The sequence below is a fragment of the Microbacterium sp. SSM24 genome, assembly GCF_025989145.1.
Classification (GTDB): Bacteria; Actinomycetota; Actinomycetes; order Actinomycetales; family Microbacteriaceae; genus Microbacterium.
Genome location: NZ_JAPDNQ010000001.1, coordinates 2,069,915 through 2,086,568 on the forward strand (window position 1 = coordinate 2,069,915; position 16,654 = coordinate 2,086,568).

Annotated in this window: 18 protein-coding genes; 14 read left to right on the top strand and 4 right to left on the bottom strand. The window is 69.7% G+C overall.

Annotated elements, in window-relative coordinates:
• Window positions 1-53: 53 nt before the first annotated feature.
• From OL358_RS09605 to OL358_RS09615, 3 genes are all read left to right on the top strand, one after another.
• Window positions 54-677 (top strand): TetR/AcrR family transcriptional regulator, encoded by a 624-nt coding sequence (locus OL358_RS09605; RefSeq protein ID WP_264709752.1) that lies wholly within the window; start codon window positions 54-56, stop codon window positions 675-677.
• 59 nt (window positions 678-736) lie between these two features.
• Complete coding sequence (locus OL358_RS09610; RefSeq protein WP_264709753.1) at window positions 737-1,279, top strand: cysteine hydrolase family protein; 543 nt, start codon at window positions 737-739, stop codon at window positions 1,277-1,279.
• Between the two features lie 97 nt (window positions 1,280-1,376).
• Complete coding sequence (locus tag OL358_RS09615) at window positions 1,377-2,342, top strand: DUF389 domain-containing protein (RefSeq protein ID WP_264709754.1); 966 nt, start codon at window positions 1,377-1,379, stop codon at window positions 2,340-2,342.
• 30 nt (window positions 2,343-2,372) lie between these two features.
• Here the strand turns inward: OL358_RS09615 and OL358_RS09620 are convergent, their stop codons facing one another.
• Complete coding sequence (locus OL358_RS09620; protein WP_264709755.1) at window positions 2,373-2,681, bottom strand: hypothetical protein; 309 nt, start codon at window positions 2,679-2,681, stop codon at window positions 2,373-2,375.
• 196 nt (window positions 2,682-2,877) lie between these two features.
• Here OL358_RS09620 and OL358_RS09625 point away from each other — a divergent pair, with 196 nt between their 5' ends.
• Genes OL358_RS09625 through OL358_RS09635 form a run of 3 tightly spaced genes read left to right on the top strand, consistent with a single transcriptional unit; the run spans window position 2,878 to window position 5,287 of the window.
• Window positions 2,878-3,762 carry an SDR family oxidoreductase gene (locus OL358_RS09625; RefSeq protein ID WP_264709756.1) on the top strand — a complete coding sequence of 295 codons (885 nt, stop codon included), beginning with the start codon at window positions 2,878-2,880 and terminating at the stop codon, window positions 3,760-3,762.
• Window positions 3,759-4,271: a hypothetical protein gene (locus OL358_RS09630; protein ID WP_264709757.1), complete on the top strand. Its 513-nt coding sequence runs from the start codon at window positions 3,759-3,761 to the stop codon at window positions 4,269-4,271. Before OL358_RS09625 ends, OL358_RS09630 begins: the two co-directional genes overlap by 4 nt.
• A 5-nt stretch (window positions 4,272-4,276) precedes the next feature.
• Window positions 4,277-5,287, top strand: coding sequence for a cation diffusion facilitator family transporter (locus tag OL358_RS09635; protein WP_264710269.1), 1,011 nt, complete (start codon window positions 4,277-4,279; stop codon window positions 5,285-5,287).
• Here the strand turns inward: OL358_RS09635 and OL358_RS09640 are convergent.
• The 3 genes from OL358_RS09640 to OL358_RS09650 form a co-directional block, all read right to left on the bottom strand.
• Window positions 5,265-6,443, bottom strand: coding sequence for an ROK family transcriptional regulator (locus tag OL358_RS09640; protein ID WP_264709758.1), 1,179 nt, complete (start codon window positions 6,441-6,443; stop codon window positions 5,265-5,267). The two genes, OL358_RS09635 and OL358_RS09640, sit on opposite strands and share 23 nt — an antisense overlap.
• A 124-nt stretch (window positions 6,444-6,567) precedes the next feature.
• Window positions 6,568-7,629 carry an ABC transporter permease gene (locus OL358_RS09645; RefSeq protein WP_413631366.1) on the bottom strand — a complete coding sequence of 354 codons (1,062 nt, stop codon included), beginning with the start codon at window positions 7,627-7,629 and terminating at the stop codon, window positions 6,568-6,570.
• On the bottom strand, window positions 7,626-9,101 hold the full coding sequence (locus OL358_RS09650; protein ID WP_264709759.1) for a sugar ABC transporter ATP-binding protein: 1,476 nt from the start codon (window positions 9,099-9,101) through the stop codon (window positions 7,626-7,628). Before OL358_RS09650 ends, OL358_RS09645 begins: the two co-directional genes overlap by 4 nt.
• A 312-nt stretch (window positions 9,102-9,413) precedes the next feature.
• Here OL358_RS09650 and OL358_RS09655 point away from each other — a divergent pair, with 312 nt between their 5' ends.
• From OL358_RS09655 to OL358_RS09690, 8 genes are all read left to right on the top strand, one after another.
• Window positions 9,414-10,454 (top strand): substrate-binding domain-containing protein, encoded by a 1,041-nt coding sequence (locus tag OL358_RS09655; protein WP_264709760.1) that lies wholly within the window; start codon window positions 9,414-9,416, stop codon window positions 10,452-10,454.
• A gap of 99 nt (window positions 10,455-10,553) precedes the next feature.
• The gene (locus OL358_RS09660) at window positions 10,554-11,699 is read left to right on the top strand and encodes a Gfo/Idh/MocA family protein (RefSeq protein WP_264710271.1); all 1,146 of its coding nucleotides are present in this window, start codon (window positions 10,554-10,556) and stop codon (window positions 11,697-11,699) included.
• Window positions 11,700-11,725: 26 nt separating this feature from the next.
• Window positions 11,726-12,727: a sugar phosphate isomerase/epimerase family protein gene (locus tag OL358_RS09665; RefSeq protein ID WP_264709761.1), complete on the top strand. Its 1,002-nt coding sequence runs from the start codon at window positions 11,726-11,728 to the stop codon at window positions 12,725-12,727.
• Between the two features lie 85 nt (window positions 12,728-12,812).
• Window positions 12,813-13,715 (top strand): DUF2510 domain-containing protein, encoded by a 903-nt coding sequence (locus OL358_RS09670; RefSeq protein ID WP_264709762.1) that lies wholly within the window; start codon window positions 12,813-12,815, stop codon window positions 13,713-13,715.
• Window positions 13,716-13,719: 4 nt separating this feature from the next.
• Window positions 13,720-14,514, top strand: a complete 795-nt coding sequence (locus tag OL358_RS09675; RefSeq protein ID WP_264709763.1) for a sulfite exporter TauE/SafE family protein — start codon at window positions 13,720-13,722, stop codon at window positions 14,512-14,514.
• 47 nt (window positions 14,515-14,561) lie between these two features.
• A complete protein-coding gene (locus OL358_RS09680; protein WP_264709764.1) occupies window positions 14,562-15,011 on the top strand; it encodes a MaoC family dehydratase N-terminal domain-containing protein in 450 nt (149 codons plus the stop codon).
• The gene (locus OL358_RS09685) at window positions 15,008-15,421 is read left to right on the top strand and encodes a MaoC/PaaZ C-terminal domain-containing protein (RefSeq protein WP_264709765.1); all 414 of its coding nucleotides are present in this window, start codon (window positions 15,008-15,010) and stop codon (window positions 15,419-15,421) included. Before OL358_RS09680 ends, OL358_RS09685 begins: the two co-directional genes overlap by 4 nt.
• Complete coding sequence (locus OL358_RS09690; RefSeq protein ID WP_264709766.1) at window positions 15,418-16,554, top strand: UDP-N-acetylmuramate dehydrogenase; 1,137 nt, start codon at window positions 15,418-15,420, stop codon at window positions 16,552-16,554. The genes OL358_RS09685 and OL358_RS09690 overlap by 4 nt, the downstream gene beginning before the upstream one ends.
• Window positions 16,555-16,654 lie beyond the last annotated feature (100 nt).

Genomic DNA, 16,654 nt, shown 5'->3' on the forward strand with positions numbered 1-16,654 from the left:
CCTCGTTGTTGATCACTTGATCAATTCGAGATCACGGTACAGAATCGACCGTGATGCCGTCAACAGCCACTCGCAGATCCGCCGCCGAGCGCGTCGCCCAGATCTCGGCCGCCGCCCAGTCCCTCGCACGCGAGGCGGGCCTCAGCGCCGTCACGCTGCGCGCCGTCGCGACCGAGGTCGGCGTCGCGCCTGCACTGGTCGCGCACTACGCGCCGAGCATGGACGCCCTCGTGGGCGACAGCTTCGCCGCGATCGTGGGGGATGAGCTGCGCGAGATCGAGGAGCTGGCCCGCAGTCGCGCGTCCGCGTCCGACGCGCTCACCGCCGTGCTCGCGAGCCTCCTCGACGAGGGGCGGGCCGAGGTCACGCTCATCTGGGTGCAGAGCTGGTCGCTGGGTGGGCGGAACGAGACCCTCGCGAGCCGTGTCCGCGAGCAGATGGATGCCTGGCGCACGTTCCTCGCCGGCGTCATCGACGCGGGCCGGGGCGTGGGCGAGTTCCATTGCGACGATCCGGTGGCGATCGCCGGCCAGATCCTCGGGATGGTCGACGGCCTCAACGCGCACTCGCTCGTCGCCTGGCAGGACGCCTCGGAACGCACGCGCCTGCTGCTGCGCTCGGTCGAAGCGATGCTCGACCTCGCGCCCGATGCGCTCGTGGCGCAGCTGTCCGACTGACCGGACCGCCCGGGTCTACGGTGGAGTCCGGACACCCCCCGAGCTCCAGGAGGAGACGCATGTCCCAGACCCTCGTCATCATCGACATCCAGCGGGACTACTTTCCGGGCGGTGCATATCCCCTCGTCGGGGCGGACGCCGCCGCCGAGCGGGCGGCGACTCTGCTCGCCCACCAGCGTGAGAGCGGTGGACGCGTGATCCACGTGCAGCACGAGAGTCGCGAAGAAGGCGCCGACATGCTCGTCCCGGGCACGCCCGGAGGCGAGATCGACCCGCGCGTGGCCCCGCGGGACGGCGAGACCGTGGTGCGCAAGACGTTCCCGAACGCGTTCCTCGAGACCGGGCTGCACGAGCTGCTCGGCGGGGGAGCGGCATCCGATCTCCTCGTCGTCGGGATGATGAGCAGCATGTGCGTCGATGCGACCGTGCGCGCCGCGGTCGACCTCGGCTACGACGTGACGGTGGCCGCCGACGCATGCGCCGCGCCCGACCTGGAGTTCGACGGCAGGACGATCGGCGGTGCCGACGTGCACGCGGCGTTCATGGCCGCGCTCGCCTCGGCCTACGCGCGCGTCGAGACGGTCGCCGACCTCGTGGGCTGACGCCGTTCCCCCGGGCGCGGGCCCGACACTAGATTCGTCTCGAACGTCCCCGGCAGGTGGGGCGGGACTCGGGGGTCCGATGAACACCGTGTCGCACATGCGCGATGCCGTCTTCTTCGAGGGAGACGAGGCGCCTCGACGCTTCAGCAGGTTCTGGCTGCTGCTCGTCCTGTCCAGCGTCATCGCGGCCGCCGGCGTCGTCGCGGACTCGGATGCCACCGTGATCGGTGCGATGATCGTCGCTCCGCTGATGACGCCGATCCTCGGGATCGTGCTCGCGACGGTGCTCGGCGATCGTGCGAACCTGCTGCGCTCGTGGGGGCTCGTGTTCGCCGGGGCGGCGACCGCGATCGCGATCGGCTACGGGGTCGGCCTGCTGGTGGCGGCGCCGGTCATCGCCTCGACGGATCCGCAGGTCGCGCAGCGCGTCGCCCCCGACCTCATCGACCTCCTCGCCGCGCTGGCGACGGGCGCCGTCGGCGTCATCGCACTCGTCCGGTCGGACATCTCCGACACTCTGCCCGGCGTCGCCATCGCGATCTCGCTCGTGCCTCCGCTCACCGTCGTCGGCCTCACGCTCGAGTCGCAGGCGTGGGATCAGGCGCTGGGCGCTCTGCTCCTCTTCGCGACGAACGTCGCTGCGATCCTGGCATCGGGAGTCGTCGTGCTGGCCGTGTACCGCATCCGTGCGAGAGCGGATGCCGCGGCCGCTCGCCCGGTCGGCGAGAAGCAGCCCTCGCCTCGTCGATCGATCGTGTTCATCGCCGCGACGCTGCTCATCATCGCCGTTCCGCTCACCGTGACGTCGCTCCAGGCGACACAGCAGACCGCGCTCGAGTCCGAGGTGCGCGCCGTCGTCGCTCCGTGGGCCGAGGATCACGAGTGGGAGCTCGCCGCCGTGACGACGGACGGCGACACCGCGCAGGTGACGCTGACCGGTTCCGTGGCCCAGCCCGACACCGCGAGCCTCTCGGCAGCGCTCGAGGACGCCGGGGTCGACCCGGCGAAGGTGACCGCGCAATTCGTCCCGGCCCACATCGTTCAGCTCGGCCCGCCGGGCTGAACTCAGCAGTGCGTCATTCTTGCGCCCGGGTCACGCGACCCGCGGCCGGTGCCCTCGCTCGCTGAAGGGAGGACGGTGAGGGATCTCGTCCGGGCGGCGCAGGCGAAGGCCGGCGTTGCGATGACGGACCAGATCCTCGAGGACCTCCGTTGGCGATCGATAGAGCACGGGCAGGGTCGTTCCCTGCAGCCAGACGACCTCGACGAGATCGTCCTCGGTTTCCGAAAGACATGCCACGAGGCAGCGCGAGTCATCCATCGGGTACTGGAGGTCGTAGACGACCCACTCGTGTGAAGCGACGCGGCGCAGTTCCAGCGCCGCCGCATTCGTGGATTCCATCGGCACCTCCTCGAGCGACGTCTCCAGCATGCGCCTCACGCCCGCGTACGGCATCCCCTTGACATCCCGAAGAGCGGGAGTTACCTCTTCGCGAATCGTCCCGACTGTGTGGGAGACCGGACCGTGCGCCTCCGTCAAGCCCCTTCCGGCTCGGCGGCACGGGTTTCTACGGTCGAGGAAGACCGGAGGGAACCACATGACCGACACGCAGGCCGACCCGCGCGACAAGCATCCCCAGGGAGGCTTCCCGCCCCAGGAGCAGGAGCAGCCGGGCTTGACCGACAAAACGCAACCCGAGCCGGACCATGGCGAGAAGTCGTACGTCGGTGCAGGCCGACTGGCCGGCCGGCGCGCGCTCATCACCGGCGGCGACTCCGGCATCGGCCGCGCCGTCGCCATCGCGTTCGCGCGGGAGGGCGCGCACGTCGCGATCGCGCACATGCCCGAGGAGCAAGCCGACGCCGATGACACCATCGCAGAAGTGACGGATGCCGGCGCCACCGGAGTCTCGTTCGCCGGCGACCTCCGGGATGAGGGGTTCGCCACGTCGATCGTCGACGATACGGTCGAAGCGCTCGGGGGGCTCGACATCGTCGTGCTCAACGCGGCATACCAGAAGGACCGGGAATCGCTGGAAACCCTGGAGACCGAGGAGTTCGACCGCGTCTTCAAGACGAACCTCTACGGCCTGCTGTACACGGCGCGCCAGGCCGTGCCGCACCTGCAGCCGGGAAGCTCGATCATCGTGACGTCGTCGGTGCAAGCCTTCAATCCGTCGCCCGGTCTCATCGACTACGCGATGACGAAGGCGGCGCAAGTGGCCTTCGTGAAGGCGCTCGCCGAACAGCTCGGACCGAAGGGCGTCCGCGTGAACGCCGTCGCGCCCGGGCCCATCTGGACTCCACTCATCCCGGCGACGGGATGGGACGCCGAGCGCATCGCGACGTTCGGGACCGATACGCCCCTGGGGCGACCGGGGCAGCCCGCCGAGCTTGCGGGCGCGTACGTGTACCTCGCATCCGAGGCGGCGTCGTACGTGTCGGGTGCGGTGCTCCCGGTGACGGGGGGCAAGGCCCTGTGACCCGGCCCCGCCCGCGAGGCCCGAGCCGGAAGCCGGCCGGATCCTCGCGAGCGGTAGGCGCGTCGGCGATCGCTGCGCTGACGATCGCGCTCGCCGGGTGCGGCATCCAGATCCCGGCAGACCCGGACGGCTCGCTCGAGCGCATCACCGGCGGCGAGCTCCGGGTGGGCGCGTCACCGAGCGGAGACCTCGTCGTCGTCGACGGCGATGAAGCGGAGGGCCCATTGGCCGAGGTGATCGAGGGCTTCGCGGCAGAGCGGGGCGCGACGGTCGTCTGGACCATCGACAGCGAGGAGGACCTGGTCGATGACCTGGTGCGCGGCCGCCTCGACCTCGCCATCGGGGGCATGACCGCATCCACGCCGTGGACGACGCAGGTCTCGGCGACCCGGGGGTACCCCGGCCTCCCCGGGTCGAAGGGTGCCGATGTCACGGTGCTGCTCCCCCTCGGCGAGAACGCCCTGCAGGCCGCGCTGGAGACCTACCTCGACGAGGAGGTGGCGCGGTGAAGTCGATGGGACGCACCGACCTGCCTCCCGGGCAGCAGGAGGCGCTGCGCAAGGCCGTGCGGTGGGAGTGGTTCACGATCGGTTACACGTGCGTCACGATCGCGCTGATCGCGCTGGTGGTGAGCGGCTCGCAGGCGATGAAGACCGCGTGGATCGAGGACATGCTGTCGCTCATCCCGCAGATCTCGTTCCTCCTCGCGCTCCTCGTGATCCGGCATCCGCCTACCCGGAAGTTCCCCTACGGTCTGCACCGTGCGATGGCCGCCGGACATCTCGTCGCCGGCGTCGCGCTGCTCATCGTCGGCGGCAACCTCGCCGTCGAGGCGGTTCTCGGACTCGTACGCGCGGAGCATCCCGCGATCGGCACGGTGCAGGTGTTCGGGCAGACCGTGTGGCTCGGCTGGTTCATGGTGGGGGTCATGGCGCTCGTGACGATCGGTCCGTTCATCTACGGCCCGGCCAAGGCGAAGCTCGCGCCTGTCCTGCACAACAAGGTGCTGTACACCGACGCCGACATGGCCAAGGCCGACTGGACGACCACGGTCGCCTCGATCGTCGGCGTGCTCGGGATCGGGATCGGCTGGTGGTGGCTCGACAGCGCGGCCGCACTGTTCATCTCGGTCGGCATCGTGTGGGACGGCTACCGCAACTCGCGCTCGGCGGTGCTCGATCTGATCGACCAGCGGGCCCGCACATACGACGACCAGGAACGGCACCCTCTGCACGGTCGCATCATCGCCGCGCTGGACGCTCAGCCGTGGGTCGAGGCCTCGGCGGTGCGCATCCGCGACATGGGCCAGGTCTTCCACATCGAGGCGTTCGTCGTGCCGCGCCACGGCAAGGTGTCGCTCGATCATCTCGAGGCGGCCAGGCGGGCACTCGCCGAAATGGACTGGAAAATGCAGGATGTCGTCGTCGTACCGGTGGCGGAGCTGCCCGACGAGGCCTCCCGCGGCGACCGCGGCGAGGCGAAGGTGCAGCCCGCGCCCTCGGCTAGGCCGAGACGAGGGATGTGAGCGTCTCCGGGGACAGCGCGTGCTCGATCGCGAGCATGCTGGCACCCAGCACCGCAGCGTTGTGCGCGGCGGCGGACTGGACGATCGCGAGATGCTCGGTGGCGAGCGGGATCGAGCGGGTGTAGACGACCTCGCGCACGCCCGCGATCAGGTGCTCGCCGACGCGGGCCATGGAGCCCCCGATCGCGATGACCGACGGGTTCACCAGGCTCACGCAGGTGGTGAGCACCTCGCCGATGTCACGGCCGGCCTGGCGCACCGCCTGGATCGCGTCGATGTTCCCGCGCTTGACGAGGTCGACGACGTCGTTGCCGTTCTCGGCGTCGACGCCTTGGGCGCGGAGCGCGCGGGCGATGGCCGGTCCGGAGGCGAGCGCCTCGAGGCAGCCCTGGTTGCCGCAGTGGCAGGGGACCCCGGCGCCGCGTGCGACGCGGACGTGGCCGATGTCTCCTGCGATGCCCTGGGCACCGCGCTGAAGGGTGCCGCCCGAGATGACTCCCGCGCCGATGCCGGTGGCCACCTTCACGAACATGAGGTGCTCGACGCCGGGGTACGCGGCGGCGCGCTCGCCGAGCGCCATGATGTTCACGTCGTTGTCGACGAGCACGGGCACGTCGAGGTGCTGCTGCACCCAGCCGGGCACGTCGAAGCGGTCCCATCCGGGCATGATCGGCGGGTTCACCGGCTGCCCGGTCGAGTGCTCGACGGGCCCGGGAATGCCCATGCCGATCGCCGCCAGGTCGCTCGTGGAGCGTCCGATCCGATCGAGCAGCGCGACCGCGTTCTCGACGAGCCACGTGAGCACCGGCTCGGGCCCGAGTGTGACGTCGAGCGGCTCGCTGTGCTGCGCCACGATGCTGCCGGAGAGATCGGTCACGGCGAGGGTGGCGTGCGAGGCGCCGATGTCGGCCGCGAGGACCAGTCGAGCGCTCGGATTGAGGGCGAACTGCGACGGCGGGCGGCCGCCGGTCGAGACGGTCTCGGCGATGGGGGTGATCAGGCCCATGCGCATGAGCTCGTCGACCCGCGCCGCGATCGTCGAACGGGCGAGTCCCGTGGACTTCGCGAGCTCGGCGCGCGTGCGCGGCACGCCATCACGCAGAAGCTGGAAGAGCTGATTCACTCCCGACACGTTCGTCGTCGTCTCAACGGCCATTTTCGCCACATTTCACTTTATCGGCGCGAGGAGGGCGCCGAAGTCCCAGGACTTCTGACGGGATGCCGCGGCCCGGCGCCGGTGACCCTTCAATAGTCGGTCGGCGCCGGGTGGCGGCATCCGATCAGGTAGCTCGCCCGGTGGGCCGGGCGAAGCGCTGCTGCAGCAGCACGGCGACCACGATGATGACGCCCTTCACGACGTTCTGCACGGACGAGTTCAGGTTGTTCTGAACGAACACGTTGGTGAGGGTTGTGAAGATCAGCACGCCGAACACCGTGCCGGTGACGGTGCCGCGTCCGCCGATCAGCAGCGTGCCGCCGACGACGACGGCGGCGATCGCGTCGAGCTCGAGGAGCGTGCCGTGCGTCGAGGTTCCGGCCGTGGTGCGTCCGAGGTACATTACCGCGGCGATGCCCGCGCACAGCCCGGAGATCGCGTAGAGCCACATGGTGTGGCGCTTCACGTTGATGCCGGCGAGGCGGGCCGCTTCGCGGTTGCCGCCGATCGCGACCGTGCGGCGGCCGAAGGTGGTGCGGTTGAGGACGATCCAGCCCGCCACCGCGACGATGGCGAAGATCCAGATGAGGAGGTCGACGCCGATGATGTCGAGGTTCATGAACTCGATGAAGCCGCGGTCCTTGACCTGCAGCGTGCGGCGCTCGGCGAGCACCTCTGCGAGGCCTCGCGCGGCGATCAGCATGGCGAGCGTCGCCATGAAGGCGACGACCTTGCCGTACGCGATCACGATGCCGTTGATCAGTCCGGCCGCGACGCCGACGAGCAGCGCCATCACGATCATGACGATCCAGTGCATCTGATCAGCGAGGTCCTGGATCGCGGCGAGCGTCGCGACGACCGACGCGAGGCCGAGCACCGAGCCGACCGAGAGGTCGATGCCGCCGGCCGTGATCACGAGCGTCATGCCGATCGCGACGACGCCGAGGATCGACGCCTGACGCAGGATCGTGAGCGTGTTGCTGACGCTCAGGAAGGTGTCGGGCGCGGTGACCGCGCCGACGATGACGAGAAGCAGCAGCGCGACCACGAGGCCGAGGTTGCGGCCCACCGAGCCGGACATGAATCGCCGGACGCCGGACGCCTGAGCCGTGTCCATCGTGCCAGTGGGCGGCGGCGCCTCGCTGGCTGTGGGGACGCCTGCGGTCCCGGGGTTCTGCTCGCTCACGCGGCGGTTCCTTTCATGACGAGATCGAGCACACCGTGCTCGTCGATCTGTGAGGCGGGAAGGGTTTCGAGAACTCGACCGTCGGCGATGACGAGGACGGTGTCGGCGAGGCCGAGCACCTCTTCGATCTCGCTCGACACGACGACGATGGCGTTGCCCGCGGCGGCGAGCTCACGGATGAGGGAGTAGATCTCGGCTCTGGCGCCGACGTCGACGCCGCGGGTGGGCTCGTCGAGCAGCAGCACGCGGGTGCCGTGGACCAGCCATCGCGCGAGCAGGATCTTCTGCTGGTTGCCGCCCGACAGGGTGATGGTCGGGCGGTCCGGGTCGGCGGGTCGCAGTTCGAGAGCCTCGATCTGCGCGCGTGCCGCCGCGCGGGCGCCGCGCTCGTCGAGGAACCCGGCTTTCGCGAACCGCTTCAGCGAGGCGAGAGTGACGTTGAAGTAGACCGGCTCGTCGAGGACCAGACCCTGGCTCTTGCGTTCCTCGGGGGACAGCCCGATGCCCGCGCGGACCGCGTGGACGACCGATCCGCGTCGCAGCTTCTCTCCGGCGACGGTGACCGTGCCCGCCGTGGCGCGGCGCGCGCCGTAGACGGTCTCGAGGATCTCGGAGCGCCCCGATCCCACGAGTCCGGCAAGGCCGACGACCTCGCCGGCGCGCACCGTGAAGGAGACGTTCTCGAACAGGCCGCTGACGCCGAGCTCCTCCACCGCGAGAACGGTGGGTGCGTCGCTGGGCACGGGAACCGCGGGAGGGAACACATTGGCGATCTCGCGACCCGTCATCAGGCGGATGAGCTCGGCCGTGGGCGTGTCGGCCACGGGCAGGCCGACCGCGGTGGTGCGGCCGTCCTTGAGCACGGTGATGCGATCCCCGATCTGGCGGATCTCCTCGAGACGGTGGGTGATGTAGACGACGGCGATGCCCTCGGAGGTGAGCTCCTTCACCACGTGGAAGAGGTTCTTGACCTCTTCGGTGTCGAGCACGGCGGACGGCTCGTCCATGATGATCAGCTTGATGTCGTGCGAGAGGGCGCGCGCCATCGACACGATCTGTTTGTTCGCCGCACTCAGTGTGCCCACCTCGGTGTGTGGAGACAGGCCCGGGTGCCCGAGCCGCCGAAGCAGCTCCTTGGTCTGCTTCGCCGCCTCCGAGCGCCGGGTGAAGCCGCCACGCGCGATCTCGTGACCGAGGAAGATGTTCTCGGCGACCGTGAGGCCGTCGACGACGTCGAGCTCCTGGTACATGGTCGCGATGCCGAGTTCGATCGCCGCTTCGGGGTTCGGGATCACGACGGACTCGCCGAGCCAGGTGATCTCGCCCTCGTCGGGTCGGTGCACGCCCGCGAGCGTCTTGATGAGCGTCGATTTGCCCGCGCCGTTCTGGCCGAGGATGCAATGCACCTCGCCGGGAGCCACCTGGAGGTCCACTCCGCGCAGTGCCTTGACGCCCGCAAAGGACTTCGTCACGCCTCGGACGTCGAGTAATGCCGATTGATGGTCAACTTTGATCACCCGCTGAACATAACACGACTGCACACCGCTTGCCGAGCCCCATTCCTGCGACGTGCGCTCGCGCTATCGATGCCAGTAGGGCCGGAAAGCCCCGGAATCTCCGAGGTCCGTGGCCGAATCGTTACTTCTGACGAATGGAAAACAAAAGATGTCGATTGCGCGCACACTTCTGCTACGGTGATCCTCGTCAGCGTGGATTCCCCGAGTGCGGGCAGCTTCCCCCTCGTCGCCACGCTGTGAAGCTGCATCACATTCAAGGAGGAAACAATGCGCTCACACCTGAAGGCGCGCACCCGACTGGTTCTCACGGGAACAGCGGTCGTGGCGGCCATCGGACTTCTCGCCGGCTGCACCGGCGGCGGTGCGGACGAGGGAACCGTCGTCGACCAGGGCACCACGACGGAGGAGAACGCGGAGTCGGGCGACACGGTCGTCATCGGCTTCTCAGGCCCCGCTGCCGACCACGGCTGGCTCGGTGCGATCAACTCAGGCGCCCAGGCGGCCGCCGACAGCTTCGACGACGTCGAGCTGCGCGTGGCAGAAGGCACCAACGACCCGATCGCCCAGATCGCCGCGGTCGAGACGTTCGTGAACGACGGCGTCGACGCGATCGTGCTGCTGCCGACCGATGGCGCAGCTCTCACCGAAGCCGCGATGGCCGCGATGGAGGCGGGCATCCCCGTCATCAACGTCGACCGCGAGTTCTCGAGCCCCTTCGCCGCGCGCGCCACGATCCTCGGCGACAACTACGGCATGGGCGTCAGCGCCGGCACCTACATCTGCGAGCAGCTCGATGGCGAAGGCTTCGTCGCCGAGATCGCCGGCATCGATTCGCTGCCGCTGACGCAGGACCGCTCGCAGGGCTTCGCCGACGCGCTCGAGGACTGCGGCCTGCAGGTCGACGCCCGCGTGGCCGCCGACTTCACGGTCGCGGGCGGTGAGGCAGCCGCCTCGCAGCTGCTCGCAGCGAACCCGCAGATCGACGCGATCTGGAACCACGACGACGACCAGGGCATCGGCGTCCTCGCGGCGATCGACGCCGCGGGCCGCGACGAGTTCTTCATGATGGGCGGCGCCGGAAGCAAGTCCGCCATGGAGGCCATCAAGGCCGACGACACGGTGCTCAAGGCGACGGTCATCTACCCGTCGACGCAGGCTGCCGACGGCGTCGCGCTGGCTCGTCTGATCGCGCAGCAGAAGACGATGGGCGACCTGATCACCCCGTCGGTCCCGAACCGCATCGTGCTCGACGCTCCCGTCGTCACGAAGGACAACGTCGACCAGTACATCGACCTCTCCTTCGAGTAAGCCAGACGACACTCGCGGGGCGCCCGTCTGACGGCGGGCGCCCCGCGCCAACCTCCCGAGAGAGGGGAGATCGCGTTGACCGAGACGCTCCGCATCGCCATGATCGGCCACGGCTTCATGGGCGCCGCACACTCGCAGGGCTGGCGCGTCGCGCCCCGGTTCTTCGACCTTCCACTCGAGCCCGAGATGACCGTGCTCGTGGGCCGCAACCGCGACGCGACCGAGGCGGCCGCCCGCAAATGGGGCTGGCACGAGACCTCTACCGACTGGCACGATGTCATCGCGCGCGATGACATCGACGTCGTCGACATCGTCACCCCGGGCGACACCCACGCCGAGATCGCGATCGCCGCGCTCGAGGCCGGCAAGCACGTGCTGTGCGAGAAGCCGCTCGCGAACACCGTCGCCGAGGCCGAGCTCATGTCCGCCGCCGCCGAGCGGGCGGCCGGGCGCGGCATCCGCTCGATGGTCGGCTTCACCTACCGGCGCGTGCCGGCCACGACCTTCGCCCGCGACCTCGTCGCCGCGGGCCGCATCGGTGACATCCGTCAGGTGCGCGCCGAGTACCTGCAGGACTGGCTGATGGACGCCGAGGCGCCGCTCACGTGGCGCATGCAGAAGGAGCGCGCCGGTTCGGGTGCGCTCGGCGACATCGGCGCCCACGCGGTCGACCTGACCGAGTACATCACCGGACAGCGCGTCACGACCGTCTCGGGGATCATCGAGACGATCGTGGGCGAGCGCCCCCTGCTCGGCGAGGGGTCCGGCCTGTCGGGCACCGCGACGAACGAGCGCGGCGCGGTCACGGTCGACGACATCGCCTTGTTCACCGGCCGTCTGGAGTCCGGCGCCCTCGCCTCGTTCGAGGCCACGCGGTTCCGGACCGGCCGCAAGAACGCGCTGCGCATCGAGATCTCAGGGTCGAAGGGCGCCCTGGCGTTCGACCTCGAACGACTCAACGAGCTCGAGTTCTACGACGCGACACTGCCCGCCACGGGGCAGGGGTTCCAGCGCATCCTGGTCACCGAGAGCGACCACCCCTACGTCGGCTCTTGGTGGCCCACCGGTCATATGCTCGGCTACGAGCACGGCTTCAGCCACCAGGTTCTCGACTTCGTCACGGCGATCGACGCGGGCGAGCAGCCACGGCCCTCGTTCGAGGACGGACTGCATGTGCAGCGCGTTCTCGAAGCGGTCGAGCGCAGCTCCGGCAGCGGCAGCGCCTGGATTCCGACTGTCGACTGACACCACCCTCACGGAAGGATGACGCGATGACGCGCCCGATCACTTTGTTCACCGGCCAGTGGGCTGATCTGCCGTTCGAGGAGGTGGCGCGGCTGGCGGGTGAGTGGGGGTATGACGGTTTGGAGATCGCCTGCTGGGGCGATCATCTGGATGTCTCGCGGTGGGACGACGCCGAGTATGTGCAGTCGCGGCGGGACATTCTGGAGCGCAACGGCCTCAAGGTGTGGGCGATCTCGAATCATCTGACCGGGCAGGCGGTGTGCGATGACCCGATCGATGCGCGTCACCGGGACATCCTCTCGGATCGGGTGTGGGGCGACGGTGATCCGGAGGGGGTGCGGCAGCGCGCCGCGCAGGACATGAAGGACACCGCCCGGTTCGCGGCGAAGCTCGGGGTGACGCAGGTGAACGGGTTCACCGGGTCGTCGATCTGGAAGGCGGTGGCGATGTTCCCGCCGGCGTCGGATGAGTGGATCGATGCCGGGTATCAGGACTTCGCCGACCGGTGGCATCCGATCCTCGACGTGTTCGAGGAGGTCGGGGTCCGGTTCGGGCTGGAGGTGCACCCGTCCGAGATCGCGTACGACTACTGGACCGCGAAGCGCACGCTGGAGGCGATCGGGCATCGGGAGTCGTTCGGGTTGAACTTCGACCCGTCGCATTTCATGTGGCAGCAGCTGGATCCGGTCGCGTTCGTGCTGGACTTCGCCGACCACATCCTCCACGTGCATGTGAAGGAGTCGATCACGAACCTCGACGGCCGCAACGGGGTGCTCGGCTCGCACTTGCCGTGGGCGAACCCGCGCCGCGGCTGGACGTTCGTGTCCACCGGGCACGGCGCCGTGCCGTGGGAGCCGCTGTTCCGCGCGCTCAACGCGATCGGCTACACCGGACCCACCTCGGTCGAGTGGGAGGACGCCGGCATGGACCGCCTCGCCGGCGCCCCCGAAGCCCTCGCGTTCGTGCGAAAGCTCAACGCCATCACCCCACCCGGCGCCGCCTTCGACGCCGCCTTCTCGACGCGCTGAACGTGGACAGAGCCGGATGCCTCGGCCGAGGCATCCGGCTCTTTCCTGTGAACTCCGTTCCGCGGGGCGGGGCTAAGGTTTGAGCATGGCGACGACACCTCCCGGCTGGTACGACGACGGACACGGTGCTCTGCGCTGGTGGGACGGCGCGCAATGGACCGAGCACGTCGCCACGCCCGACCCCGAGACCGAGGGCGAGACGGCTCCGACCGAGGCCGACATCGTCGCCGCGAACGAAGCTGCCGCAGACTCCGGCTCCGCTTCCGCGCCCGACGAGGCGACCAGCGCGCAGGAGGCCGCAGCGGCGCAGGAGGCCGCCGAGGTCGATGCGGCGACGGCGCTCGGCTTCGGAGTCCCCCCTGCTGCGGGCACGCCCGTGTACCCGCCCGCCGTGACGGATCACCCGCAGGGCGCCTACCCCGGGGGCTACCCCGGAGCGGATGCCTCGGCCGGCGCCTTCGTCGCGGCGACCGAGCCGCGCAAGTCCAAGCTGTGGATCCTGTGGGTCGTGCTCGGTGTGTTCCTGCTCGGCATCGTCATCGCGGCGGCGATCATCATCCCGCTGCTCTTCCTCAACCTCGCGGCCGGCGGCGGATCCTCCGAGGCCTCGCCGTCCGGACCTGACGAGGAGGCCGCCGTGGCCGCCGTCGAGCTGTACGACGACGCGTGGCAGAACGTCGACTGCGAGGCGTACATGGCCTCGACGTCGGAGAGCTTCCGCACCGACTTCGGGTACGCGGACTGCGAGTCATTCGAGAGCGACGCCTCGGACTTCGCGGCCGGCGTGCAGGACTACGTCGTCACGGTGACGGCCATCGAAGCCGGGGAGGGCGAGATCGTCGTCACGACGACCGAGACCGGCAACGCCCTGTTCGGCGAGGAGGGCGAGCTCGAGCAGCCCGAGCCGCAGGAGTGGGAGTACGAGTACACCGTGGTCGACGTCGGCGGCGAGTGGGTCATCGACGAACTCGACGACCTCAACGACTGAGGCCGTGCCGGAGTCGGTGCCGCGCGAGCGAGACGCGCGCTTCTTCCTCGCCTGCGTAGGGATCGGCCTGCTCGCGGGCCTGCTGTCGGGCCTGTTCGGCGTCGGCGGCGGAACGGTCATCGTGCCGCTCCTCGTGCTCGCCCTGGCGTTCGATCAGCGCCTCGCCGCCGGCACCTCGCTCGCCGCGATCGTGCCGACCGCGACCGTCGGCGTGGTGTCGTACGCGCTCCACGACGCGGTGGCGTGGATCCCGGCGCTGCTGCTCGCAGCGGGTGCCGTGGCGGGAGCGCAGTTCGGAACCTGGCTGCTGCCGCGCCTGTCGATCACGTTCCTGCGATGGGCGTTCGTCGGATTCCTCGTCCTCGTGATCGTCAGCCTCTTCCTCGTGATCCCGTCGCGCGACGCCATGCTCGAGCTCACGCTGCTCAGCGGCCTCGGTCTGGTCGTGCTGGGTGTCATCACCGGAACCGTCGCCGGGCTCATCGGCGTCGGCGGCGGCATCATCGTGGTCCCGGCCCTGGTTGTGCTCTTCGGCACGAGTGACCTGGTGGCGAAGGGCACGTCGCTGCTCATGATGATCCCCACCGCGATCTCGGGCACGATCGGGAATCTGCGCCGCGGCAACGTCGATCTGGTCTCGGCGGCGGCAGTGGGCATCGCGGCATGCACGACGACGGCACTCGGGGCGTGGATCGCGACGCTCGTCGATCCGTTCCTGGGCAACATGCTCTTCGCGGTGTTCCTGGTCTTCATCGCGACGCAGATGGCGATCAAGGCGATCCGCGGTCGCGCGCGCTAGAAGGTGCCGACCGGGAGTGCGGGTCGCCCCGTCGGTAGGATGGCACGGTGCCAGTGAACCCCGAGCTCGTCGGCCGGGAATTCCCCCCGACGCCCCCCTACCTCGTGGGCCGCGAGAAGGTGCGCGAGTTCTCGCGCGCCGTGTTCGCGACCGACGCCCAGCACACCGACCCGGCCGCCGCGCAGGCTCTCGGCTACGCCGACGTCGTCGCGCCACCCACCTTCGCGATGGTCGTGCAGGACCTCACCCTCCAGCAGCTGCTGGGCGAGCCGGATTCGGGCATCGTGCTGCAGAACGTGCTCCACGCCGAGCAGAGGTTCCGCTACACGCGGCCGATCGTCGCCGGCGACGAGCTGAGCGCACGGCTGACCGTGACCGGCATCCGCACGCTCGGCGGCAATGCGATGGTCACGAGCGACGCCGAGATCACGGATGCCGCAGGAGACCACGTCGTGACGGCGACATCCGTCCTGCTCGTCGGGGAGGGCGAGAAGTGAGCGCCCTCGAGAACCTCGCCGTGGGCGACGTCGTCGCCGAGCGCACCGTGCACCTCACCCGTGAGTCTCTCGTGCGGTACGCCGGGGCCTCGGGCGACTTCAATCCCATCCACTACCGTGACGACGTCGCCGCCGAGGTCGGCCTGCCCGGCGTGCTCGCACACGGCATGCTCACGATGGGCCTGGCCGTCGAGACGATCGTGTCGTGGCTCGGCGATTCCGGTCGCATCCTCGAGTACGGCGTCCGGTTCACCCGTCCCGTCGTCGTCGATCCCGCCTCGGGCGCCGAGGTCTCGATCGTCGCGAAGGTCGGAGTCGTCGAAGATGGCGCGGCTCGCATCGATCTGACCGTCTCCAGTGCCGAGACCACGGTGCTCGGCAAGGCGCAGGTGCGCGTCCGGACCGCATGACCGAGGTCGCACCGGTCGCGCTCTCGCGCCTGACGACCCTCCGCACCGGCGGCGCCCCGGAGCGCCTGTTCGAGGCGACGACGACCGCGGAACTCATCGCCACGCTCCGCGACGTGTGGTCGAGCGGTGACCCCTGGTTCGTCCTCGGTGGCGGGTCGAACCTCTTCGTCGGCGACGAGCCGTTCGACGGCACGGTGGTCCGCATCCTCACCGAGGGGATCGAGCGGATGCCGTCGCCCCGGCCCGGGTTCGCGCGGCTCAAAGTCGAGGCCGGCCACGACTGGGACGCCCTCGTCGCCTACTCGGTCGCAGAGGGGCTGGCCGGCATCGAGGCCATGTCGGGCATCCCCGGGACGGTCGGCGCGGCACCGGTGCAGAACGTCGGCGCGTACGGTCAGGAGATCGTGCAGACCCTCGTCGAGGTCGACCTCATCGACGAAGCGACGGGTGAGGTGTCGACGGTCCCCGCCGCCGAACTCGGGCTCGGATTCCGCACCTCTGCGCTGAAGCACCACTACGGCTCGGTGCCGGCGCGCCGCGCGGTGATCCTGTCGGTCACCCTCGAGCTGGCCGAAGTCGGGCACGAGCAGCGCACCATCGCCGGAGACCAGCTGCGCTCCGCGCTCGGTCTCGGCGTCGACGACACGGTCTCGGTCGCCTGGGTGCGCGAGCACGTGCTCGCCACCCGCGCGCGCAAGGGCATGGTGCTCGACGCCGACGATCCCGACACCTACAGCGCGGGGTCGTTCTTCCAGAATGCCGTGGTGTCGGCATCCTTCGCACGGACGCTCCCCGCGGCCTGCCCGCGGTGGCCGGTGGCGCCGGACCTCGACCCGATCCTCGTGATCCCGCTCTCGGCGTTCGACGGCTACGTGCCGCCGCCCGCCGCCGTCGAGTCCGATGTGAAGGTGAGCGCCGCCTGGCTCATCGAGCACGCCGGGGTGAGCAAGGGGTTCAAGCTCCCGCGCTCCCGCGCGGCACTCTCGTCGAAGCACGCGCTGGCGCTCACCAATCGCGGCGAGGCGACCGCCGCCGAGCTCGCCCAGCTCGCCCGCTACATCCAGGGCCGGGTGCAGGCGGAATTCGGCCTCGTGCTTCAGCCCGAGCCCGTTCTGGTCAACGTCGAGCTCTAGTCCGTGTCGATCTTCTCGCACGACTCGTCGTCGATCGCGTCGACCAGGCCCTGGCGGTGCGTCGGAGCGAGGTTCGCCAGTGCGGCGACCACCTCTGCCA

Coding starts and splice junctions, on each gene's coding strand:
- OL358_RS09605 (WP_264709752.1), top strand. CDS start 54: ATGCCGTCAACAGCCACTCGCAGATCCGCCGCCGAGCGCGTCGCCCAG.
- OL358_RS09610 (WP_264709753.1), top strand. CDS start 737: ATGTCCCAGACCCTCGTCATCATCGACATCCAGCGGGACTACTTTCCG.
- OL358_RS09615 (WP_264709754.1), top strand. CDS start 1,377: ATGCGCGATGCCGTCTTCTTCGAGGGAGACGAGGCGCCTCGACGCTTC.
- OL358_RS09620 (WP_264709755.1), bottom strand. CDS start 2,681: ATGGAATCCACGAATGCGGCGGCGCTGGAACTGCGCCGCGTCGCTTCA.
- OL358_RS09625 (WP_264709756.1), top strand. CDS start 2,878: ATGACCGACACGCAGGCCGACCCGCGCGACAAGCATCCCCAGGGAGGC.
- OL358_RS09635 (WP_264710269.1), top strand. CDS start 4,277: ATGGGACGCACCGACCTGCCTCCCGGGCAGCAGGAGGCGCTGCGCAAG.
- OL358_RS09640 (WP_264709758.1), bottom strand. CDS start 6,443: ATGGCCGTTGAGACGACGACGAACGTGTCGGGAGTGAATCAGCTCTTC.
- OL358_RS09655 (WP_264709760.1), top strand. CDS start 9,414: ATGCGCTCACACCTGAAGGCGCGCACCCGACTGGTTCTCACGGGAACA.
- OL358_RS09660 (WP_264710271.1), top strand. CDS start 10,554: ATGATCGGCCACGGCTTCATGGGCGCCGCACACTCGCAGGGCTGGCGC.
- OL358_RS09665 (WP_264709761.1), top strand. CDS start 11,726: ATGACGCGCCCGATCACTTTGTTCACCGGCCAGTGGGCTGATCTGCCG.
- OL358_RS09670 (WP_264709762.1), top strand. CDS start 12,813: ATGGCGACGACACCTCCCGGCTGGTACGACGACGGACACGGTGCTCTG.
- OL358_RS09690 (WP_264709766.1), top strand. CDS start 15,418: ATGACCGAGGTCGCACCGGTCGCGCTCTCGCGCCTGACGACCCTCCGC.